The sequence below is a fragment of the Rugamonas aquatica genome, assembly GCF_009380215.1.
GTDB classification, from domain to species: Bacteria; Pseudomonadota; Gammaproteobacteria; order Burkholderiales; family Burkholderiaceae_D; genus Rugamonas; species Rugamonas aquatica_B.
The window spans coordinates 1-16,891 of sequence record NZ_WHUG01000023.1; the positions used below are offsets into that span (position 1 = coordinate 1).

Annotated in this window: 13 protein-coding genes and 1 pseudogene; 3 read left to right on the plus strand and 11 right to left on the minus strand. The window is 63.7% G+C overall.

The annotated features are described in order from the left end of the window. The 10 genes and pseudogenes from GEV02_RS31050 to GEV02_RS31095 all read right to left on the minus strand — a co-directional run. Window positions 1-627: pseudogene (locus tag GEV02_RS31050) on the minus strand (flagellar hook-length control protein FliK); the annotation flags it as partial. Window positions 628-641: 14 nt separating this feature from the next. Then, the gene (locus GEV02_RS31055; RefSeq protein ID WP_152841672.1) at window positions 642-971 is read right to left on the minus strand and encodes a flagellar protein FliT; all 330 of its coding nucleotides are present in this window, start codon (window positions 969-971) and stop codon (window positions 642-644) included. A gap of 3 nt (window positions 972-974) precedes the next feature. After that, complete coding sequence (fliS, locus tag GEV02_RS31060) at window positions 975-1,409, minus strand: flagellar export chaperone FliS (RefSeq protein ID WP_152841673.1); 435 nt, start codon at window positions 1,407-1,409, stop codon at window positions 975-977. A gap of 28 nt (window positions 1,410-1,437) precedes the next feature. Continuing rightward, a complete protein-coding gene (fliD, locus tag GEV02_RS33750; RefSeq protein ID WP_328595959.1) occupies window positions 1,438-4,128 on the minus strand; it encodes a flagellar filament capping protein FliD in 2,691 nt (896 codons plus the stop codon). Window positions 4,129-4,374: 246 nt separating this feature from the next. Further along, the gene (locus tag GEV02_RS31070) at window positions 4,375-4,764 is read right to left on the minus strand and encodes a flagellar protein FlaG (protein ID WP_152841674.1); all 390 of its coding nucleotides are present in this window, start codon (window positions 4,762-4,764) and stop codon (window positions 4,375-4,377) included. Between the two features lie 90 nt (window positions 4,765-4,854). After that, a complete protein-coding gene (locus GEV02_RS31075; RefSeq protein ID WP_152841675.1) occupies window positions 4,855-6,423 on the minus strand; it encodes a flagellin N-terminal helical domain-containing protein in 1,569 nt (522 codons plus the stop codon). A 295-nt stretch (window positions 6,424-6,718) separates the two neighbouring features. Continuing rightward, a complete protein-coding gene (locus tag GEV02_RS31080; protein ID WP_152841676.1) occupies window positions 6,719-8,302 on the minus strand; it encodes a GGDEF domain-containing protein in 1,584 nt (527 codons plus the stop codon). Window positions 8,303-8,453: 151 nt separating this feature from the next. Continuing rightward, window positions 8,454-9,101, minus strand: a complete 648-nt coding sequence (locus GEV02_RS31085; protein WP_008451315.1) for a response regulator — start codon at window positions 9,099-9,101, stop codon at window positions 8,454-8,456. A gap of 23 nt (window positions 9,102-9,124) precedes the next feature. Beyond that, a complete protein-coding gene (locus tag GEV02_RS31090; protein ID WP_152841677.1) occupies window positions 9,125-10,309 on the minus strand; it encodes a sensor histidine kinase in 1,185 nt (394 codons plus the stop codon). 27 nt (window positions 10,310-10,336) lie between these two features. Then, window positions 10,337-10,906 carry a hypothetical protein gene (locus GEV02_RS31095; RefSeq protein WP_152841678.1) on the minus strand — a complete coding sequence of 190 codons (570 nt, stop codon included), beginning with the start codon at window positions 10,904-10,906 and terminating at the stop codon, window positions 10,337-10,339. A gap of 115 nt (window positions 10,907-11,021) precedes the next feature. On the opposite strand from GEV02_RS31095, the gene greB reads away from it, so the two are divergent. The 3 genes from greB (at window position 11,022) to GEV02_RS31110 (ending at window position 14,421) form a co-directional block, all read left to right on the plus strand. Beyond that, window positions 11,022-11,588 (plus strand): transcription elongation factor GreB, encoded by a 567-nt coding sequence (gene greB, locus GEV02_RS31100; RefSeq protein WP_070360991.1) that lies wholly within the window; start codon window positions 11,022-11,024, stop codon window positions 11,586-11,588. 28 nt (window positions 11,589-11,616) lie between these two features. Beyond that, the gene (locus GEV02_RS31105; protein WP_152841679.1) at window positions 11,617-12,465 is read left to right on the plus strand and encodes a hypothetical protein; all 849 of its coding nucleotides are present in this window, start codon (window positions 11,617-11,619) and stop codon (window positions 12,463-12,465) included. Between the two features lie 144 nt (window positions 12,466-12,609). Continuing rightward, window positions 12,610-14,421 (plus strand): TolB-like translocation protein, encoded by a 1,812-nt coding sequence (locus GEV02_RS31110; protein WP_152841680.1) that lies wholly within the window; start codon window positions 12,610-12,612, stop codon window positions 14,419-14,421. A gap of 86 nt (window positions 14,422-14,507) precedes the next feature. Here the strand turns inward: GEV02_RS31110 and GEV02_RS31115 are convergent, their stop codons facing one another. Beyond that, complete coding sequence (locus GEV02_RS31115; RefSeq protein ID WP_152841681.1) at window positions 14,508-16,841, minus strand: RelA/SpoT family protein; 2,334 nt, start codon at window positions 16,839-16,841, stop codon at window positions 14,508-14,510. Window positions 16,842-16,891 lie beyond the last annotated feature (50 nt).

Consider the following 16,891-nt stretch of genomic DNA (forward strand, 5'->3'; position numbering starts at 1 on the left):
GGCCGCTGTTGCCGTAGCCGCGCCCGCTGGCGTGCCGGCAGTGGCGCCGGCTTGCGCCGCGCCCGCAGCGCTTCCTGCCGCGCCGGTCGCTGTGCCTCCTGTCGCGGGAGCGCCCGGCTTGAGCTGGCCAGGCACGCCGTCGGCGTCCGCCTGCGCTGCTTCGGCATCGACCGAGCCGGGTGTCGCCGGCTGGCCGGGCGGGGCGTTGCCGGCGGGCGCGCGCGGCGAGCCCGGCAGCGTGGCCGGGGCATCTTGCGAGGGCAGGGTGGGGGAGTACAGGCCGTCGCCGGTGTCGGCGGCTTCGCTGTAGACCAGCGTGGCCGAGCTGCCGGGAGGGCCGTTACCGAGCTGGAAGGTGGGGCGGGGTTGGGCGCTGAGCACGGTCAGCGGCACTTCGGCGCCGACCTGCACGCCCGGCGGCAGCATCATGCGCACCGCGTTGTCTGCCACCTTGACCAGGAAGCTGCCGTCGTTGAACTTGGACATGACCTCGGCCGTGACCGATTGTCCGACCAGGTTTTGCAGCGCGCGCTGGAACGCCGCCTGGCGGCCGTCGCCGACCGGCGCGGTGGCGCCGGTGCCGACAGCCGGGCCGACCGGCAGGATGGTGACTGCTGGCGGCAGCATGGCGCGCCCCTGCTTTAGACGCTGCCGTAGGCGTTCAGCACGCGCCGTTCAGTGCCGGTGGAGTTGATCAGTTTGGACAGTTGCGTCATCCACGGCATGGTCAGGTCGCGGATCTGGCGGTCGGCGTTGAGCATCTGGCGGATCAGGTCGATCTTGCGCTCGCGCTCGGCGCCCTGCATCGGCTGCGCCGGTTCCTGTTCGCGCAGCGCCTGCACATGGGCGGCGCAGCGCTGTTCCAGCAGCACCAACTGGTCCCAGTCGCTGTGCGTGGCGGCCTGCACCATCTGTTCGGTCAGGTTGGCCATGGCGGCGTACACGGATAAGATATCTTGGCTGGTCATCATGAATCAGGCGCTCGCGAGATTGGTAGGGTGGGCGCCGGTGACGGCGGGGGTGTCGGCGATCGCATTCCAGGCGTCGCGCAACTCGGTCAACAGGCGCTGTACTTCTTCCAGTATCGCTGGATCGTTGGTCATATTGGCCGTCAGCAGGCGTGAGCTCATGTATTCGTACAAGGCGTCCAGGCCTTCGGCGATTTCGCCGCCGGCTTTCTTGTCGAGCGCGGCGCGCAGGCCGCTGTCGATGATCATGATGGCTTTGGAGATCGATTTGCCCTTCTCGCCGATGTCGCCGCTGCGCATGCCGTGTAGCGCGGTGCTCAAGGCCACCATGGCGCCGTCGAACAGCATGACGATCAGCTTGTGGGGACTGGCGGCGACCACGCCGGTTTCCATGCCAACCTTGGCATAGGCGTGCACGCCAGTTTGTCGAGATCCAAACATACTCTGTCTCCTGTTAAAGCGTCAGCGGTTATTGCTTGGCAAGCGCCGCGAACTGTTGCGCCAAGAAGGACGCGGTGGTATTCATGCTGGCGATCGACGAGTCGAGCGCCGTGTACTGTGCGCGGTAGCGCGCTTCGATATCGACCAGTCGGGAGGCGAAGGCGTCCTTCTGCTTGGCGATATCCTTGACTGAGTTGTTCAAGCCGGTGGTGCGGCTGGTGATTGCACCCGTGGCGCCCAGATAGCCGGACGCCAGCGTATTGAGCTGGTAGGCATACCCCTGCGAGAAGCCGAAACTGCCGCGGCTGCCGAGCGTTGTGCCGGCGACGGTCAGTTTCAGGCCGTCAATTGGAGCACCCGGCGAGCCGGTCAGCGTCTGGCCGTCACCGGTGGCGGTGTAGCCGCCGATGGTGCCGGCCACGTCCACGCCGTCGACCGAGCTGCCGGTACCGAACACAGTCGACACGGCAGTGCCGCCGGCAGTGGCGATATGAATGTTGGACTTGGAGCCGTAGCGGGTCGAGACCAGCTTCAGCTTACCATCGTCGCCGACGGTGGCGCTGACGGTGGCGCCGGCGCTGGAAAAAGCGCTGACGCCGTTGATGCTCGACTGCAGCAGGGTCGCCAACTGGCTCGGGTTGTAGCTGCCGGCAGGCAGGGAAATGGTTGCAGTGTTGGCCAGCGTGGCGGGCTTGGTGTCGTTCAGTGTGACGGTCCAAGTGGTGTCGCTGTCGATCACCGTCTCCGCTGGCAGCACGGTGGTGCCTTGCAGCGTGCCCTGGCTGGCCAATTGGGTGATGTCGATCGGATAGTCGCCGGCTTGTGTCTTGGCGCTGGAACTGACGAACTTGACGTCGGCATCGGTGCCGCGGCCGACTGCGGCGAATAAGCCGGCGATGTCGTTGAAGTTGCTGGAAATGGCCTTCTGCAGCTTGCTGCTGTCGAGCGTGAGCGAGCCATCCTTCTGGAACGAGATGCCGATCTGCGACAGATTGGTCAGGCTGGTGCCTTGCAGGCCGGTGATCGAACTCGACAACTGGCGACGGATCGATGCTTGCAGGTTGCGCAGCGTGCTGTCGCCGAGCAGCGGGCCGCCGGTCTTGGTGTCGGGGTTGTAGGCACCCAGCGCGGTGATCTGGCCGCTGAGGTCGTTGTAGGCCTTGACGAAGCTGTTGACCGAAGAGGTCAGCGAACTGGTGTCCTTGGAGACCGACAAGGTCGAGCTGCCAACCTTGAGCGCACTGATCGTCACGCCGGTGACGGCGCCGGAGATCCCGGTGCTGGTGCTGGTCACGGCGATGCCGTTGACGGTGGCCAGCGTATTGGCCGCCGCTGCCTTCTGGCTCAGGTTTTGCACGCCGCCAGGGTCGTAGCCGAGCAGACTGACCAGGTCGGCGTCGGGCGGGTTGCCGCCGGAGCCGGACAGGGAGATCTTCATGGTCGACGTCAGGCCGGTATCGGTGGCGGTCAGGATCAGGTGGTTGGGCTTGGCGTTGGTGCCGGCGCTGCCGTCCGAGACGATGCTGGCGGTGACGCCGAAATTGCCCTTGTTGATCGCCGCCATGATGCCCTGCAGCGTGTTGTTGTTGCTGTCGATGACGATGTTGCCGCTGGTGCGGCTGGAGTCGGCCGCGAAGCTGGCGCCGAGGTAGGCGCCGCCGACGCCGGCGGTGAAGCCGGCTCCGCCGGGATTGGTGCCGCCCACGCTGATCGGGCTGCCGTCGGCCGACACGAGTGAGACCGAGCCGACCGCCGTGGTGCTCGACCCGATATTGGCGGTGCCGCTGTTGCCGATGCCGCCGGTAACGCTGCCGGACACCGCCTCGGAAATGGCGATATTGCTGCCATCGATGTTGCTGAATGTGAGGTCGCCGCCGGCGGCGGTGCCGCTGACGGTGATGTTGGCGTCGGCCAGGGCGCGGCTGACGGCGGTATTGGGGGCCAGCGCGGCGTCAAGCGAGGCGGCGCTGACGCCGCCGGCGGCACCTGCGGCCACGCCGGCCGCCTGGGTGGCGATCTCCACGCCGCCCACCGACAGCGAATAGGTGCCGCCGCCGCTGGTATCCACGTTGCCGAAGGTCGATGCGCCAGCGGCGCCGAACAGGGTGGCGTTGGTCACAGTGGGCGTGGCCTTGGCGGACACGCCGGAGGTGGTGCTTTTGGCATTGATGGCGTCGGCCAGCAGGCGCGCGCTGCGGGTGTTGCCGTCGGTGGCGATCACGGTGTTGTTCAGGCTGAGCGAGCCCGGCGTCAGGCCACCACTGCTCAGGCTGGCGCCCAGCGCGGTGCCGGTAATGCCGAAGCTGCCGCCGCTGACCGTTCCCAGCGAGAAGTTAATCGTGGTCTTGGCACCCAGGCCGATGGCCGCCGTCGTACTCTTGGTGCCGCCCGAGGCCAGCGTTTGCGCCTGGGCGATCTGGTTGATGTTGATGCGGTAGTTGCCCGGCTGCGCCGTGCTGGTGGCGGTGGCGGTCAGTACGGTGGGGTCGCTGGGCGTGCTCAGCAACGACTGGAAGCCGGACAGCGAGGTCAGCCCGCTGAGTGAACTTTGGAACGAACCGAGCGCGCTCGACAGATTGCCGAACGCGGAGACCTTCCCCAGGTAGCTGGCGGACTTCTTGTCGAAATCGGCCAGAGGCTGCGACTCAACCGTCATCAGCTTGCTGACGATGTCGTCGACTTTGAGGCCAGAGCCGATGCCAGGTGTAGAGATGCCCACGATGTGCTCCTAAGTAAAGCAATAATATAAGACAATATCGGCAGAATCAAACCGGACTTGAGAGGGGAAAATACCTGTCAGTTCAGGCAAAGCTGAAAAAAACGGGCGGCGGTCGGCGCTGCGGGACGTGGCGGGGCGGCGGAATGGCTCCGCAACGGGCGTGGCCCGCGAGATCCGCAGTGGCGGCATGCCTGCTTGCAGGATGCCATGAAGACAGAAAAAGCGGCGCGCGCGAGCGCGGCCGCTTCAGGCGGTTTGCTGGATCAGCAAACCGGAGGCGCCGGATTTCGATTCCAGCGATTTGGCGATTTCCAGCGCTTCGGGCGAGGGAATCTGGCGCAGCACTTCCTTGGTGGTCTGGTCGATCACCTTGACGACGGTGCGCTTGGTGTCGCTATCGACCGAAAACTCCAGTCCCTGCGACTTGGCCTGCGACGACTTGTTCAGCTGCGATACGGCGTGGTTGACCTGCTCCAGCGTCGGTACGTTGGCCGGGCCTTTGACGGCGGCCGCGGTTTCGACTGCCGTGGCTGGCGCACGCGCGGCGCCTTGGGCGGCGACATCGCCGCCGGCGGCGGTGGCCGGACGGTCTACTGGGCGGGCCTGGGTGGCCGTGCCGATGGTATCGATAGTCATGATGCTTCCTTTGTGAAAAATCCCCGGCTGAATAAATCAGCCGGGGAACCTAGTCAGAGTGACCTTGCTGCATCAACTCTTCCCCGGATTTTAGCCACGCAGCAGCGACAGCACGCCGTTCGGCAGCGAGTTGGCCTGGGCCAAGATGGCGGTACCAGCTTGTTGCAGGATCTGGCCGCGGGTCAGGCTGGCGGTTTCCGCCGCGAAGTCGGTATCTTGAATCCGGCTACGCGAAGCGGACAAGTTCTCCGTCGTCGTGTTCAGATTCGAGATGGTCGAAGCGAAACGGTTCTGGATCGCACCCAGTGCTGCGCGGTTGCTGTTGATCTGGTTCAGTGCCGAATCGATGGTCAGCAGCGCGGCGTTGGAGCCGGCCACGGTGCTGACGTCGAGCTTGGCGACCGATTGCAGGTCGCTACCGACCGAGTTGGCGGCCAGCAGGGAGGTGTCGCCAGCCACGCTGGTGGCGAGCGAGAAGCCGCTGTCGGACGAGTAGGTCAGCTTGCCGCCTACGATGCCTTGGTCATTGCCGCCGCCACTGGCGGCCAGCGTGACCGAGGCGCCGGCGGTTGGCAGGGTATTGCCCACAGCATCCTTGACGTCGGCACCGGTCAGGGTGGCGCCGTCCAGACCTTCGCCGGCGGTGGCGTTGAGGTTGTGGATGTTGATGTCATTGCCGCTGTTGTCGGTCAGCTTCAGGGTCTTAGCGTTGCTGGTCGGATCGAGTTTGACCGCCGCAGTGATGTTGGTCGTGCCGGACTGGGCATTGATTGCCTGGGCCAGCGCCGACAGATCGCCGCCGGTCACTTTGGCCGAGATCGTCACTGCTTGCGAATTCGGGTCGTTGGCGATCGAATTGGCGCCGCGCAGTTCGAACTGTACCGAGCCGTCCTTGATGCCGGCCAGCGTGGCGACCGAAGTCGCTTGGGCGGAGACGCCGCTGCTGTTGGACAGTGCGTTGAGGTTGGCTGCGATTTTGGCGGCGCTGTCGCCGTCGGCTACCTTGACCGTGGTGCTCTTGCCGTTGCCGGAAGTAATGGTCAGGTCTTGTGCTTTGGTCAGATTGGTCAGCGGGGTGGCTGCGGAGAACGTCCCGGCGAACGATTGCGAGATCGAGGTGGCGGTTGCCGAAGTTTGCAGCGTGTTGTTGCCGATGTCGCTGGCCTTGGCGCTCTGGATGCCGACGTTGATGGTTTGATTGGAATTGGCGCCGACTTGGAATTGCGCGCTGGTCAGGCTACCGTCGAGCACGTTCTGGCCGTTGAACTGGGTGGTGTTGGCCACACGGTTCAGTTCGTTCGACAGGGCCGAAACCTCGCCCTGGATCGATTTACGGTCGGAATCGGAGTTGGTGCCGTTGGCGGACTGGACTGCCAGTTCGCGGATACGTTGCAGCAGGTCGCCTGCGGTGCTCAAGCCACCCTCGGCCGTTTGAGCCAGCGAGATACCGTCGTTGGCGTTACGTGCAGCCGTGGTATTGCCGCGAATTTGCGAGGTGAAGCGCTCGGAAATCGCCAGGCCGGCGGCGTCGTCTTTTGCGCTGTTGATGCGCAGACCGGAAGACAGGCGTTGCAGGGAAGTCGACAGCGAGGCTTGCGACGTGGTCAGGTTACGTTGCGAATTCAGCGATGCAATATTAGTGTTAATGACTTGTGCCATGATGTTTCTCCAAAATACTTCGATTCGGCGATATGCTCAGTTCCCATTGGTCTGCCTCCACATTCCGAGACAATCAAACCGCTGTTGTAATCGGTAACGGTTGCCCAGTGGGAAAATTAAGGGGCAAAAAGCCGGGAAATTTTCTGAATCAGGCCTAAAGTTCAACACGCTTGCCCGTTTAAACGACCGCATTCGGGGAATCTTTAGGGCAAAAATAATTATATTTCGCTCTTTATTTTGGGCAAAAAAAAGCCCGGCGGGCGCCGGGCTGGAAGTCTTTTGATAACAAAGCGGCTCAGTCGGCCACGACCACGCGGTTCTTGCCGGTCTGCTTGGCGGTGTACATGGCCTTGTCGGCCCGCTTGACCAGCTCGGTCTGCTCCTCGTTCGGACGGCGCAGCGCCACCCCGGCCGAGAAGGTGATCAAGACTTTCTCGTTATCGTGCAGGAAGAAGTGCTTGGTCAGCTCGCGCTGCAGCCGGGTCATGGTGCTGGCGGCCGCCTCGACCGAGGTTTCCGGCATCAGGATCAGGAATTCCTCGCCGCCGAAGCGGGCGATCACGTCCATCGAACGCAGCGTGTCCTTGACGATCTTGACCAGGTGCTTCAGTGCGGCGTCGCCGGCGATGTGGCCGTAGGTGTCGTTGAGCTTCTTGAAATCGTCGAGGTCGAGGATGGCGATGCACAGCGGCGTGCCGCGGCGGTCGGCGCGCGCGGTCTCGCGCTCGAACACATCGTCCAGGCCGCGGCGGTTGAGGCTGCCGGTCAGCTGGTCTTCTCGCACCAGCTCGCTCAAATGCTGCAGCTTGGCCTCCAGCGCGTGGATGCGGTTTTCGGCGTCCTGCACTTCCTGGCGCGCCAGCACCATCTTGTCGCGCGCCTTCAGCGCTTCGCTCTGCACCAGGCGGGTTTCCTTGAGCACTTCGTCGAGGATGGTGTTGAGCTCGGCGATATTGTCGGCCTTGCTGATCTTTTCCGAATAGCCGCCGATCTTTTCGTGGAAGTCGCCGGTCGAGGCCGCAACCTGGCCGAGGCGGTCGATAAAGGTCATCATCATGTTCTTGACGGTGAGCTTGACGTCCGACAGGCTGTGCTTGAGCTGGCCCTGCTTGTAGATCACTTCCTTCAGGCTGCGCGTGGCTTCCTCCAGCGCGCGCACGTCGATCGGGCCGGTGATCAGGTTTTGCACCGATTCGATCTGGCCGCGCAGCCAGCTGTCGTCGTCGAGCAGCTCGCTGACGTTTTCCAGCAGCAGCTTGAACAGGCGCAGCAGCAGCTCCTGCTGTTCGCCGCTGTCGCCGCCGCGCAGCTCGATCTGGTAGCACAGCTGCTTCAGGCGCACGGCGATCTCGGCCAGCGCCTCTTCGCTGTGGGCCAGCTTGGTGGCCGCGCCCAGCGATTCGGCCTCGGCCACCAGCACCGGCGCGCCGGACAGCAGCGAGGCCACCGCGAAGGTCAGTGTGCGGCTCAGCAGGTCGCGCAGCGTGCGGCTTTGCTCGTCCTCGGCCGGCATGCCGGCCACTTCGATGCCGCCCTTTTTGCTGACGAAGTGTTTTTCCACCAGCTGCGACAGGGCCTTGGCATAGCCTTCCCAGTCGCGCGACTTGACGGCGCGGTTGAAGCGGCGGCCGAAGTCGGCCAGGTCGCCGGTGTTTTCGGTCAGGCGGGTGGCGAACTGGCTCAGCACCGATTCCGGGCCCGGATCGACCGCGCCGATCGGCGTGGCGGCGGCCGGCTCGGCGGCGATGCCGGCGATTTCGTTATAGATGTCGCGGTAGGCTTCCGGCGTCGGCGCTATGCGGCGCACCGCCAGGCGCTTGAACGCCTCGCGTGCGATATCGGCCGGATTCTGCTCGGGAGTAGTGGGTTTGCTGGACATGTTACGCGCGGCCTCTTAAAGGTTTACTCATTCATACCATGATAAGTGCGCGTTGCGTCCGGCATAGCCCGGATAAAAGGCCGGAAGGTAGCTTTCATCTCGGCATTAAGCCTGAGCATTGCTGCAACCGCGTGCGCGCGCCGTCCAGTGCCTATTCTATCAATTGGTTCTTGATTGCGTAATGGGTCAGCTCCGCGCTATTTTTCAGCTTCATCTTGACCAGCAGCCGGGCCCGGTATTCGCTGACTGTCTTGACCGACAGCGACAGTTCCTTGGCGATCATGCCCACCGTCTTGCCGGAGGCGATCATGGTCAGCGTCTGGTACTCGCGGTCGGACAGGCTGTCGTGCGGCGGCGCCTCGTGGTCTTCGCCGACGTGGTTGGCCAGTTCCTGCGCCAGCGCCGGGCTGATGTACTTGAGCCCGCCCGCGACCTGGCGGATCGCCGTCACCAGCTCGCGCGGCGCGCTCTGCTTGGTCAGGTAGCCGGCCGCGCCGGCCTTGAGCGAACGGATCGCGTACTGGTCTTCGCGGTGCATGGACAGCATCAGCACCGCCAGCTCCGGTTTTTCCTTCTTGATCTGCTTGAGCACTTCGATGCCGCTGCGGTCGGGCATGGAGATGTCGAGCAGCATGACCTGGCAGTCCGACTTGCGGAACAGCTTGATGGCGTCCAGGCCGTTCTCCGCCTCGCCGGCGACGACGATGTCGCGCGTCTCGGCCAGGATTTGTTTCAAGCCTTCCCGCACGATGGCGTGGTCGTCGGCGATGAAGACCTTGATGATGGCTTTTTCTGACATGTGATTCTTGATCCTATCTTTTACTATTTCACAGCAGAAATATTTTCACCCGCTATTGTAGCGCCGGCGGCGGCCGCGATGAGGGCCGCGCGCTCGGTTTCGCGCTTAATTTTGATCGTCACCACGGTGCCGCCGCCGGCCGCGTGGCTCAGGTTGAGCGTGCCGCCCAGCGCGCGCGCCCGTTCGGCCATGCCGCGCAGGCCGAAGGAAGCGGGCTTGGCGCGGTCGGCCTGGCGGATGCCGCTGCCGTTGTCGCTGATTTTCAGGCTGACGTGGTGCCGCAGCCGCGCCAGCTTGACGCTGACCCGCGTGGCGCCGGCGTGCTTGGCGATATTGGTCAGCGCCTCCTGGGCGATGCGGAACAGCGCGGTGGCCTGTTCGTTGTCGAGCTCGACGTCGCGCTGGTTGGCGTTGAAGGTGCAGGCGATGCCCACCTGTTTCTCGAATTCCTTGACCTGCCACTCCAGCGCCTCGACCAGGCCCAGGTCCAGCACGGCGGGCCGCAGGTCCAGCGAAATGCGGTGCACGGCGTCGATGGTGCGGTCGACCAGGGCGTCGACGTAGTCGGTCTTGTCGCGCAGCGCCGGGTCGGCACCGCTGCTGTCGAGGCGCGCGGCCAGCATGGCGACCGCCATCTTGATCGCCGTCAGGTTGCCGCCCAGCTCGTCGTGGATCTCGCGCGCGATGCGGGTGCGCTCCTGTTCCTTGACGCGCTCGGCGTGCGCGCTCAACTCGGCCAGGCGGGCGCGCGAATGGCGCACTTCGAGCTGCTCCTGCTTGCTGTCGCTGATATTGGTCATGATGCCGTCCCAGCGCACCGCGCCGCCGGCCAGCGCGTGCGGCGTGCAGCGCAGATTGATCCACTTGACGTCTTTCCAGGCGTCGACCCAGATCCGGCCTTCCCAGTTCCAGCTCCACAGCGCGGCGGCCGACGCTTGCATGGCGTCCAGGTAGGACTTGCGGTCGTCCGACAGGATCAGGTCGAGGAAGCGGGAAGGGCGGGCGTGCAGCTCGGCCGCGGTCAGGCCCAGCAGCGCCTGGCAGCCGTCGCTCAGATAGGGGAAGGAGACGCTGCCGTCGGCATGCAGCACGAACTGGAACACCAGGCCGGGCGTGTTGGAGACGATGGCGTCGAAGCGCGCGCGCACCTGTTCCAGTTCGTCGGCCAGGGCCGCGCTGTCGGGGCGGGGAGGGGAAGCTGCGCTCATGGTAAATGGTATAAATGATATGAATAGTTAGCGGGCGCGCCAGCGCGCGCGGAAGCGCCGCAGCAGGCGGCGGAAGCGCGCCATCCAGCTGCCCGGCGCCGGCGCGGCGTGCTGGCGCCAGTGGCGCCACGCCTTGGCCAGCGCGTCGACGCGGCGCCAGGCGGCGGTGGCGCGCAGCCGTGCTATCCAGCGTTCCTTCAGCGCCAGGAACCAGTGCAGCAACCGGGCGAACCAGACGACGGTCATCAGCACCGGCCGCGTCAGCAGGAAGATGCGCGCCACCGCCGCCGCGCCGCCGATCTTGGCCAGCACGATCACCAGCAGGCCCAGCAGCGCGTGGCCGTGCGCCATCGCCCACAGCGCCAGCAGCTTGACCGGGAACAGCAGCGTGGCCGGCAGCACGAACAGCGTCAGCGCCGCGCGCGGACCCAGCGTGCAGATCCAGGCTTCCAGCCGGTGCAGCGGCGGCCACGACGACAGGCGGCGCAGCACGCGCATGCCGATGTCCCACAGCCAGTCCTCCAGCAACAGCAACAGCGCCGCCAGGTAGACCAGCGGGGCAAACAGCGAGCGGCAGAAGCGGTGGAATAGTTTCATCGTTGAAGCGTTGTTCTATCGTTATCATGATACGTGAAAGCATCGCCGGCGCGGGGAAAAACACCGAACGTGCACAACAGCCCCGCCAGCGCACGAAGCCGTTACAATAGCCCGCATGAATAAAGCATTTGTCAAAGAGTCGGACCAGGACGACGACGAGGAAGCCGCCGCGCTGGCGCTGGCGATTCCGGCCGGGTCGAAGAACTATATCCGGCCGGAAGGCTACCAGCGCATCAAGGATGAGTTGTTGCAGCTGATCGATGTCGACCGGCCGGAAGTGGTGCGCATCGTGCACTGGGCCGCGTCCAACGGCGACCGTTCGGAAAACGGCGATTATATCTACGGCAAGCGCAGGCTGCGCGAGATCGACCGCCGCATCCGCTTCCTGACCAAGCGCATGGATTCGGCCGCCATCGTCGATCCCAGCGTGCACCATGGCAGCGACCAGGTGTTCTTCGGCGCCACCGTCACCTATTGCAACCAGGATGACGAGACGCGCACCATCACCATCGTCGGCATCGACGAGCTCGATCCGCTGAACGGCAAGATCAGCTGGGTGGCGCCGGTGGCGCGCGCGCTGACCAAGGCGCGCGAAGGGGACGTCATCACCTTCCAGGCGCCGCACGGCGTGGAGGAGCTGGAAATCCTTGAGGTGAGCTATCCGGCCCCGGCTGCCGACTAGCGTCCGCCGGTCGCTGCGCGGGCTGTGCATGCTGGCGCTGCTGGGCTGGCAGGCTTCGGCGCTGGCGCTGGACAGCTACATCATCGACCTGAACTCCAGCAAATCGGATTTCTATAACAGCCATCTGCGCCGCCTGCTGGTGGCCGCGCTGGATGCGTCGAGCCCGAAGTACGGCGCCTACGAAGTCAGGATCTCGACCCTGCGCGTGCAGCGCGACCGGCTGATGCTAGAGATGATGAAAGGGCAGGACGTCAACCTGAGCGCGCAGGTGACGTCGCCGGAGTGGGAGCAGAAGCTGATACCGGTGCGCATCCCGGTGGACAAGGGTTTGTCGGGCTACCGCATCTCGCTGATCGACGGCCGCGACCAGGCCGATTTCACGGCGGTGCGCACGCTGGCGCAGCTGAAGGCCATGAGCATGGGGGCGGGGCGGCAGTGGAGTTCGACGGTGGTGTTTGCGCGCAATGGCTTCACGGTGCAGACCGGGGCGACCACGTCGGGCCTGCACCGCATGCTGGCGGCGCACCGCTTCCAGCACTTCCCGCGCGCGATCGACGAGGCGCTGTTCGAGCGGGGCGAATATGCGGCGGATTTCCCGCAGCTGGCGCTGGAGCGCAGCATGGCGATCTACGTGCCGCTGCCGCGCTACTTCTTCGTCGGCGCGCAGCCGAGGCTGGCGCAGCGGCTGGAATACGGGCTGCAACTGCTGGTCGCCGACGGGCGTTTCGACCAGATCTTTCACGAATTCTATGACGGCCTGATCGAGACGGCGGGCTTGCGCAAGCGCCGCCTGTTCAGGCTGGACAATCCACTCCTGTCTCCGCAAACGCCGCTGGCCAACAAGGCGTACTGGTACGACCCGTTCGAGCGTCGCTGATCTGGAGGCCTCGCCTGCTGGTGGTTAATAAATAAAATATCTTTTATTGGCAATGTTATTCTTATGGTAAATTCTCGTGGGAAATGATTTCCGGAGGAAATTTTTCTGGATTGTGCCCTTGATTATCTACTTTAAGGAGTTGACATGGAGTTATTACATCGTCGCAGGAACCGTTCGGCATGGATCTATATTGCGGGTGCATCGCTGGGCATGCTCGCAGGCTCGGCATATGCCGCCCCCGATATCTCAGTCCGTTATGTGCTGCTGCCGCCTACTGAGCCCGCCGGAAACCTCACACTCAGCGCGAATGGCCAGTACGTCTCATATCGCTCCAATTCCCCCTCCGTCACCAACCCTGCGATCAACATTTTTATTTACGACCTGGTCAACAACACTCGCACACAGGCCAACTTGATGCCCAACGGAGACTTGCCGGCCGCAGCGACATGTGACGCGCCCGTGATGAGTGCCGATGCCCACTATGTGGTCTTCGGCTGTCTTGCTTCCTCCATGGGGACCCCGGTCCCATCAGGCGGACAGTCGTATTACGTTTATGACCGCATTCGCAATAAAACCGAGGTGATTCCCGCCACCACCTCAGATACTTTGAACAGGCAAATGAATCCCGCGATCAGCGCGGATGGGCATTTCATTGCATACCGTTCGAGCAACGGAAGCACTTCCTCGCTCTTCGTGCGAAACATGGTGAACAAAACCACTCGAACCACCACAGGCCAGTTCCTATCGGCGGGTTCTTATAACTACATCAATATTAGTACCGACGGTCGCTTCGTTTCTTACGATGGACGCGTAAAGCCTGAGAGCTCCTATTCAGACGTCTGGGTCCATGATGTTTCAAAGGGGACGACGGAGGCAATCAATGTTACGCCAGCCGGCCTGCGTGGCACCAAGGGCGCTAACTATCCAATCATGAGCGCCGATGGCAACGTGGTGGCCTTCTTTTCCACCGACACTGCCTTGACTTCACCGCCTGCGCCCATCGTTGGTGGAGTGTTTGTACGTGATCGTGTGGCAGGAAAAACTGAGTTCGTCAGCGGAATTGCTGCCGCCGGCTTTACCAACGACCATACCTTGAGTGCAAATGGCCGTTATGTCGCATTCACCGGCAATCCTGTTCAAACCTCAAAGAACCTGTATGTGTATGACCGATTGACGAAAGTTAACCGGATCATTCCGGGTGCTATCGGCGGCAACCGGACCGTCAGTGCGCCAAGGTTCAGTGCAGATGGACGCTATCTGGTGTTTTTGACCTCAAAATCGATAGCGGGACAAGCGCCTGTCCGATCGATCGGAATAGCCGATCTGGGTGTGGCTGCCGGCTTGACCGTGTCAGCTGATCCATTGTCGCTCACTGAAGGCGGCGCTGCCGGTACTTACTCCGTGGTGCTGGCCCAAGTGCCGAACGCCGATGTCACGGTGACGATCAGCCCCGACAAGCAGCTGAGCGTGGCGCGCACCAAGCTGGTCTTCACGCCGGACAACTGGAACGTGCCGCAAGTGGTCAGCGTGCAGGCTCTGCAGGATGGCGTGGCCGAAGGCAAGCACAACGGCGTCATCACGCACACCGTCACCAGCACCGACATCGACTACACCGTGGTCAAACCGTCGAGCGTGACGGTGGCGATCAACGATGCGGTGGTGCCGACCGTCGTGCTGCCGGGCGCGACCTGGAATCAGTCCGAGCTGCCGGTCAGCGGTACCGCCGCGCCGGGCGCCAACGTCTTGTTGACGGCCACCAACCGCAGCACCGGCTGGCTGACCTCGGTCAGCGTGCTGGCTGATGCGCAAGGCAACTGGAGCCGCACCTTGAGCGGCTTGAGCGACGGCGTGATCGAGATCGACGCGCAAGCCGACGGCATCCACAGCGCGGTGCAAAGCATCACCGTGGCGCTGCTGCCGCCTCCGCCGATCAGCCTGCCTCCGGCACAGCAGTAAACGCAAAAGGGCAGGCGCGATGCCTGCCCTTTTTATGCTGTGCGACAGCCGAGCCCGTGTCCAAATGTCAGACTTGACCCCGGGGTTTAGCTGCGCTCGCGCAGGATGCGGTTGACGCCGGCCACGCGGCGCACGTTGCGCAGCAGGCCCGCCAGGTGCACGCGGTCCTTCACCTGGATCGTGAAGCGCAGCTGGTGCAGCACGTGTTCCTTGTCCTCGTCCATGCCGACATAGGTGATGTTGGCGTCGGACTCGCCGATCTCGGCCGCCACGCGCGCCAGGATGCCCTTCTCGTTGTTGATGAGCAGCTTGATGCGGCTGTCGAAACGGCGGTTCAGCTCGGTCCCCCACTTGACCGCGATCCAGCGATCCGGTTCCTTGATCTTCTGGCGCTTGGCCAGCGTGCAATCGTTGGTGTGCACCAGCAGTCCCTGGTCGCGGCGCAGCTGGCCGACGATGGAGTCGCCCGGGATCGGCAGGCAGCACGGCGCCAGTTGCACCGACACGCCTTCGCTGCCGCAGATGGTGACCGGATCGAGCTCGGCCGCGCTGTTGTGGTCGACCGGCGCGCTGGCCGATTCGCCGCCGCGCAAGCCGAAGATGTGACGCGCCACCAAGGCCGCCATGCGCTTGCCGATGCCGATGTCGGCATACAGCTCGTCGAGCGACTTGGCGCTCGATTCGTTCAGCAGGCGTTCGGCCAGGTGTTCTTCCAGCTCCGGATTGATGCCCAGCGACGACAGCGCCTGCGACAGCAGCTGCTCGCCCAGCGTGATCGATTCCGGCAGGTTGATGGTGCGCAGGTGGTGGCGGATCGCCGAACGCGCCTTGCCGGTGCGGACGAACGACAGCCACGTCGGGCTGGGCCGCGAGTTGGCGTCGGTGACGATTTCCACGATGTCGCCGTTGCGCAGCTCGGTGCGCAGCGAGGCCGGTTCGTTGTTGATGTTGACCGATACCGTGTGGTCGCCGATGCCGGTGTGGATCGAGTACGCGAAGTCGATCGGCGTGGCGCCGCGCGGCAGCGCGATGATCTTCGATTTCGGCGTGAACACGTAGACCGAATCCGGGAACAGGTCGACCTTGACGTGTTCGAGGAATTCGGCCGAGTCGCCGGTCTGCTGCTGGATGTCGAGCAGCGATTGCAGCCACGCGTGGGTACGCTGCTGCAAGTCCGACATATTGGCTTCGCCGTTCTTGTACAGCCAGTGCGCGGCCACGCCCGATTCGGCGGTGCGGTGCATTTCCTGGGTGCGGATCTGGAACTCCACCGGCGTGCCGTACGGGCCGATCAGGGTGGTGTGCAGCGACTGGTAGCCGTTGAGCTTGCGGATCGCGATGTAGTCCTTGAACTTGCCCGGCATCGGCTTGTACAGCGAGTGCAGCGTGCCCAGCGCAACATAGCAGTTGGGGAAGCTGTCGACCACCACGCGGAAGCCGTACACGTCCAGCACCTGCGAGAACGACAGGTGCTTGCTGCGCATTTTTTTATAGATGCCGTACAGCGTTTTTTCGCGGCCGTAGACCTCGGCTTCGATGCTGGCCATGGACAGCGTGTTCTTGACCGATTCGAGGATCTTCTTGACCACCTCGCGGCGGTTGCCGCGCGCCGCCTTGACGGCCTTGGCCAGCGTGCGGTAGCGCAGCGGATACAGGTGCGAGAACGACAGGTCCTGCAGCTCGCGGTAGATGTTGTTCAGGCCGAGGCGGTGGGCGATCGGCACATACACTTCCATGGTCTCGCTGGAGATACGCGCCTTCTTGGCCGGCGCCATCACTTCCATGGTGCGCATATTGTGCAGGCGGTCGGCCAGCTTGATCAGGATGACGCGCACGTCGGACGCCATCGCCAGCAGCATCTTGCGGAAGTTTTCCGCCTGCGCTTCGATCTGGCTCTGGAACTCGATTTTTTCCAGCTTGGACAGGCCGTCGACCAGGTTGGCGACCGGCGCGCCGAAGCGTTCGATCAGCTCTTCCTTCTTGACGTCCTGGTCTTCCATCACGTCGTGCAGCAGCGCCGCCATGATCGCTTGGGCGTCGAGCTTCCAGTCGGCGCAGATCTCGGCCACGGCGATCGGGTGCGAGATATACGGCTCGCCCGATTTGCGCACCTGGCCCAGGTGCATTTCGTCCGAGAAGCGGTAAGCTTCCTTGACCTTTTTCAGGTCGGCGGCGTTCATGTACTCGGCCAGTTTTTCGGTCAGATGCGTGACGGAGGCGACGCCGGCGGTCAGGGTGGGCGTGGCCAGGGGCGACGAAGAAATCACAGGCGGGACGGGAGCTGGTGCGGATGAGGCGATGGTGGAGGCGGTGCTGTCCCCTGCGTCGGCACCGGACATGGCTTCAGCCGGCGTGGTGGCCGGCTGTTTGGCCCGGGCGGGCTTGCCACTCAATGTCGGATCGGCAGGGATCAGATTCATACGGTTGCGTTCCGTCTCGATGAGAATGTGAAATCATAATATGCGATACA

Bases quoted from the DNA above. Each gene is read 5' to 3' on its own strand.
- GEV02_RS31115 (WP_152841681.1), bottom strand. From the start codon at position 16,841: ATGAATCTGATCCCTGCCGATCCGACATTGAGTGGCAAGCCCGCCCGG.
- GEV02_RS31080 (WP_152841676.1), bottom strand. From the start codon at position 8,302: ATGTCCAGCAAACCCACTACTCCCGAGCAGAATCCGGCCGATATCGCA.
- GEV02_RS31055 (WP_152841672.1), bottom strand. From the start codon at position 971: ATGATGACCAGCCAAGATATCTTATCCGTGTACGCCGCCATGGCCAAC.
- GEV02_RS31110 (WP_152841680.1), top strand. From the start codon at position 12,610: ATGGAGTTATTACATCGTCGCAGGAACCGTTCGGCATGGATCTATATT.
- GEV02_RS31075 (WP_152841675.1), bottom strand. From the start codon at position 6,423: ATGGCACAAGTCATTAACACTAATATTGCATCGCTGAATTCGCAACGT.
- GEV02_RS31090 (WP_152841677.1), bottom strand. From the start codon at position 10,309: ATGAGCGCAGCTTCCCCTCCCCGCCCCGACAGCGCGGCCCTGGCCGAC.
- GEV02_RS31095 (WP_152841678.1), bottom strand. From the start codon at position 10,906: ATGAAACTATTCCACCGCTTCTGCCGCTCGCTGTTTGCCCCGCTGGTC.
- fliS (WP_152841673.1), bottom strand. From the start codon at position 1,409: ATGTTTGGATCTCGACAAACTGGCGTGCACGCCTATGCCAAGGTTGGC.
- greB (WP_070360991.1), top strand. From the start codon at position 11,022: ATGAATAAAGCATTTGTCAAAGAGTCGGACCAGGACGACGACGAGGAA.
- GEV02_RS31070 (WP_152841674.1), bottom strand. From the start codon at position 4,764: ATGACTATCGATACCATCGGCACGGCCACCCAGGCCCGCCCAGTAGAC.
- GEV02_RS31105 (WP_152841679.1), top strand. From the start codon at position 11,617: ATGCTGGCGCTGCTGGGCTGGCAGGCTTCGGCGCTGGCGCTGGACAGC.
- GEV02_RS31085 (WP_008451315.1), bottom strand. From the start codon at position 9,101: ATGTCAGAAAAAGCCATCATCAAGGTCTTCATCGCCGACGACCACGCC.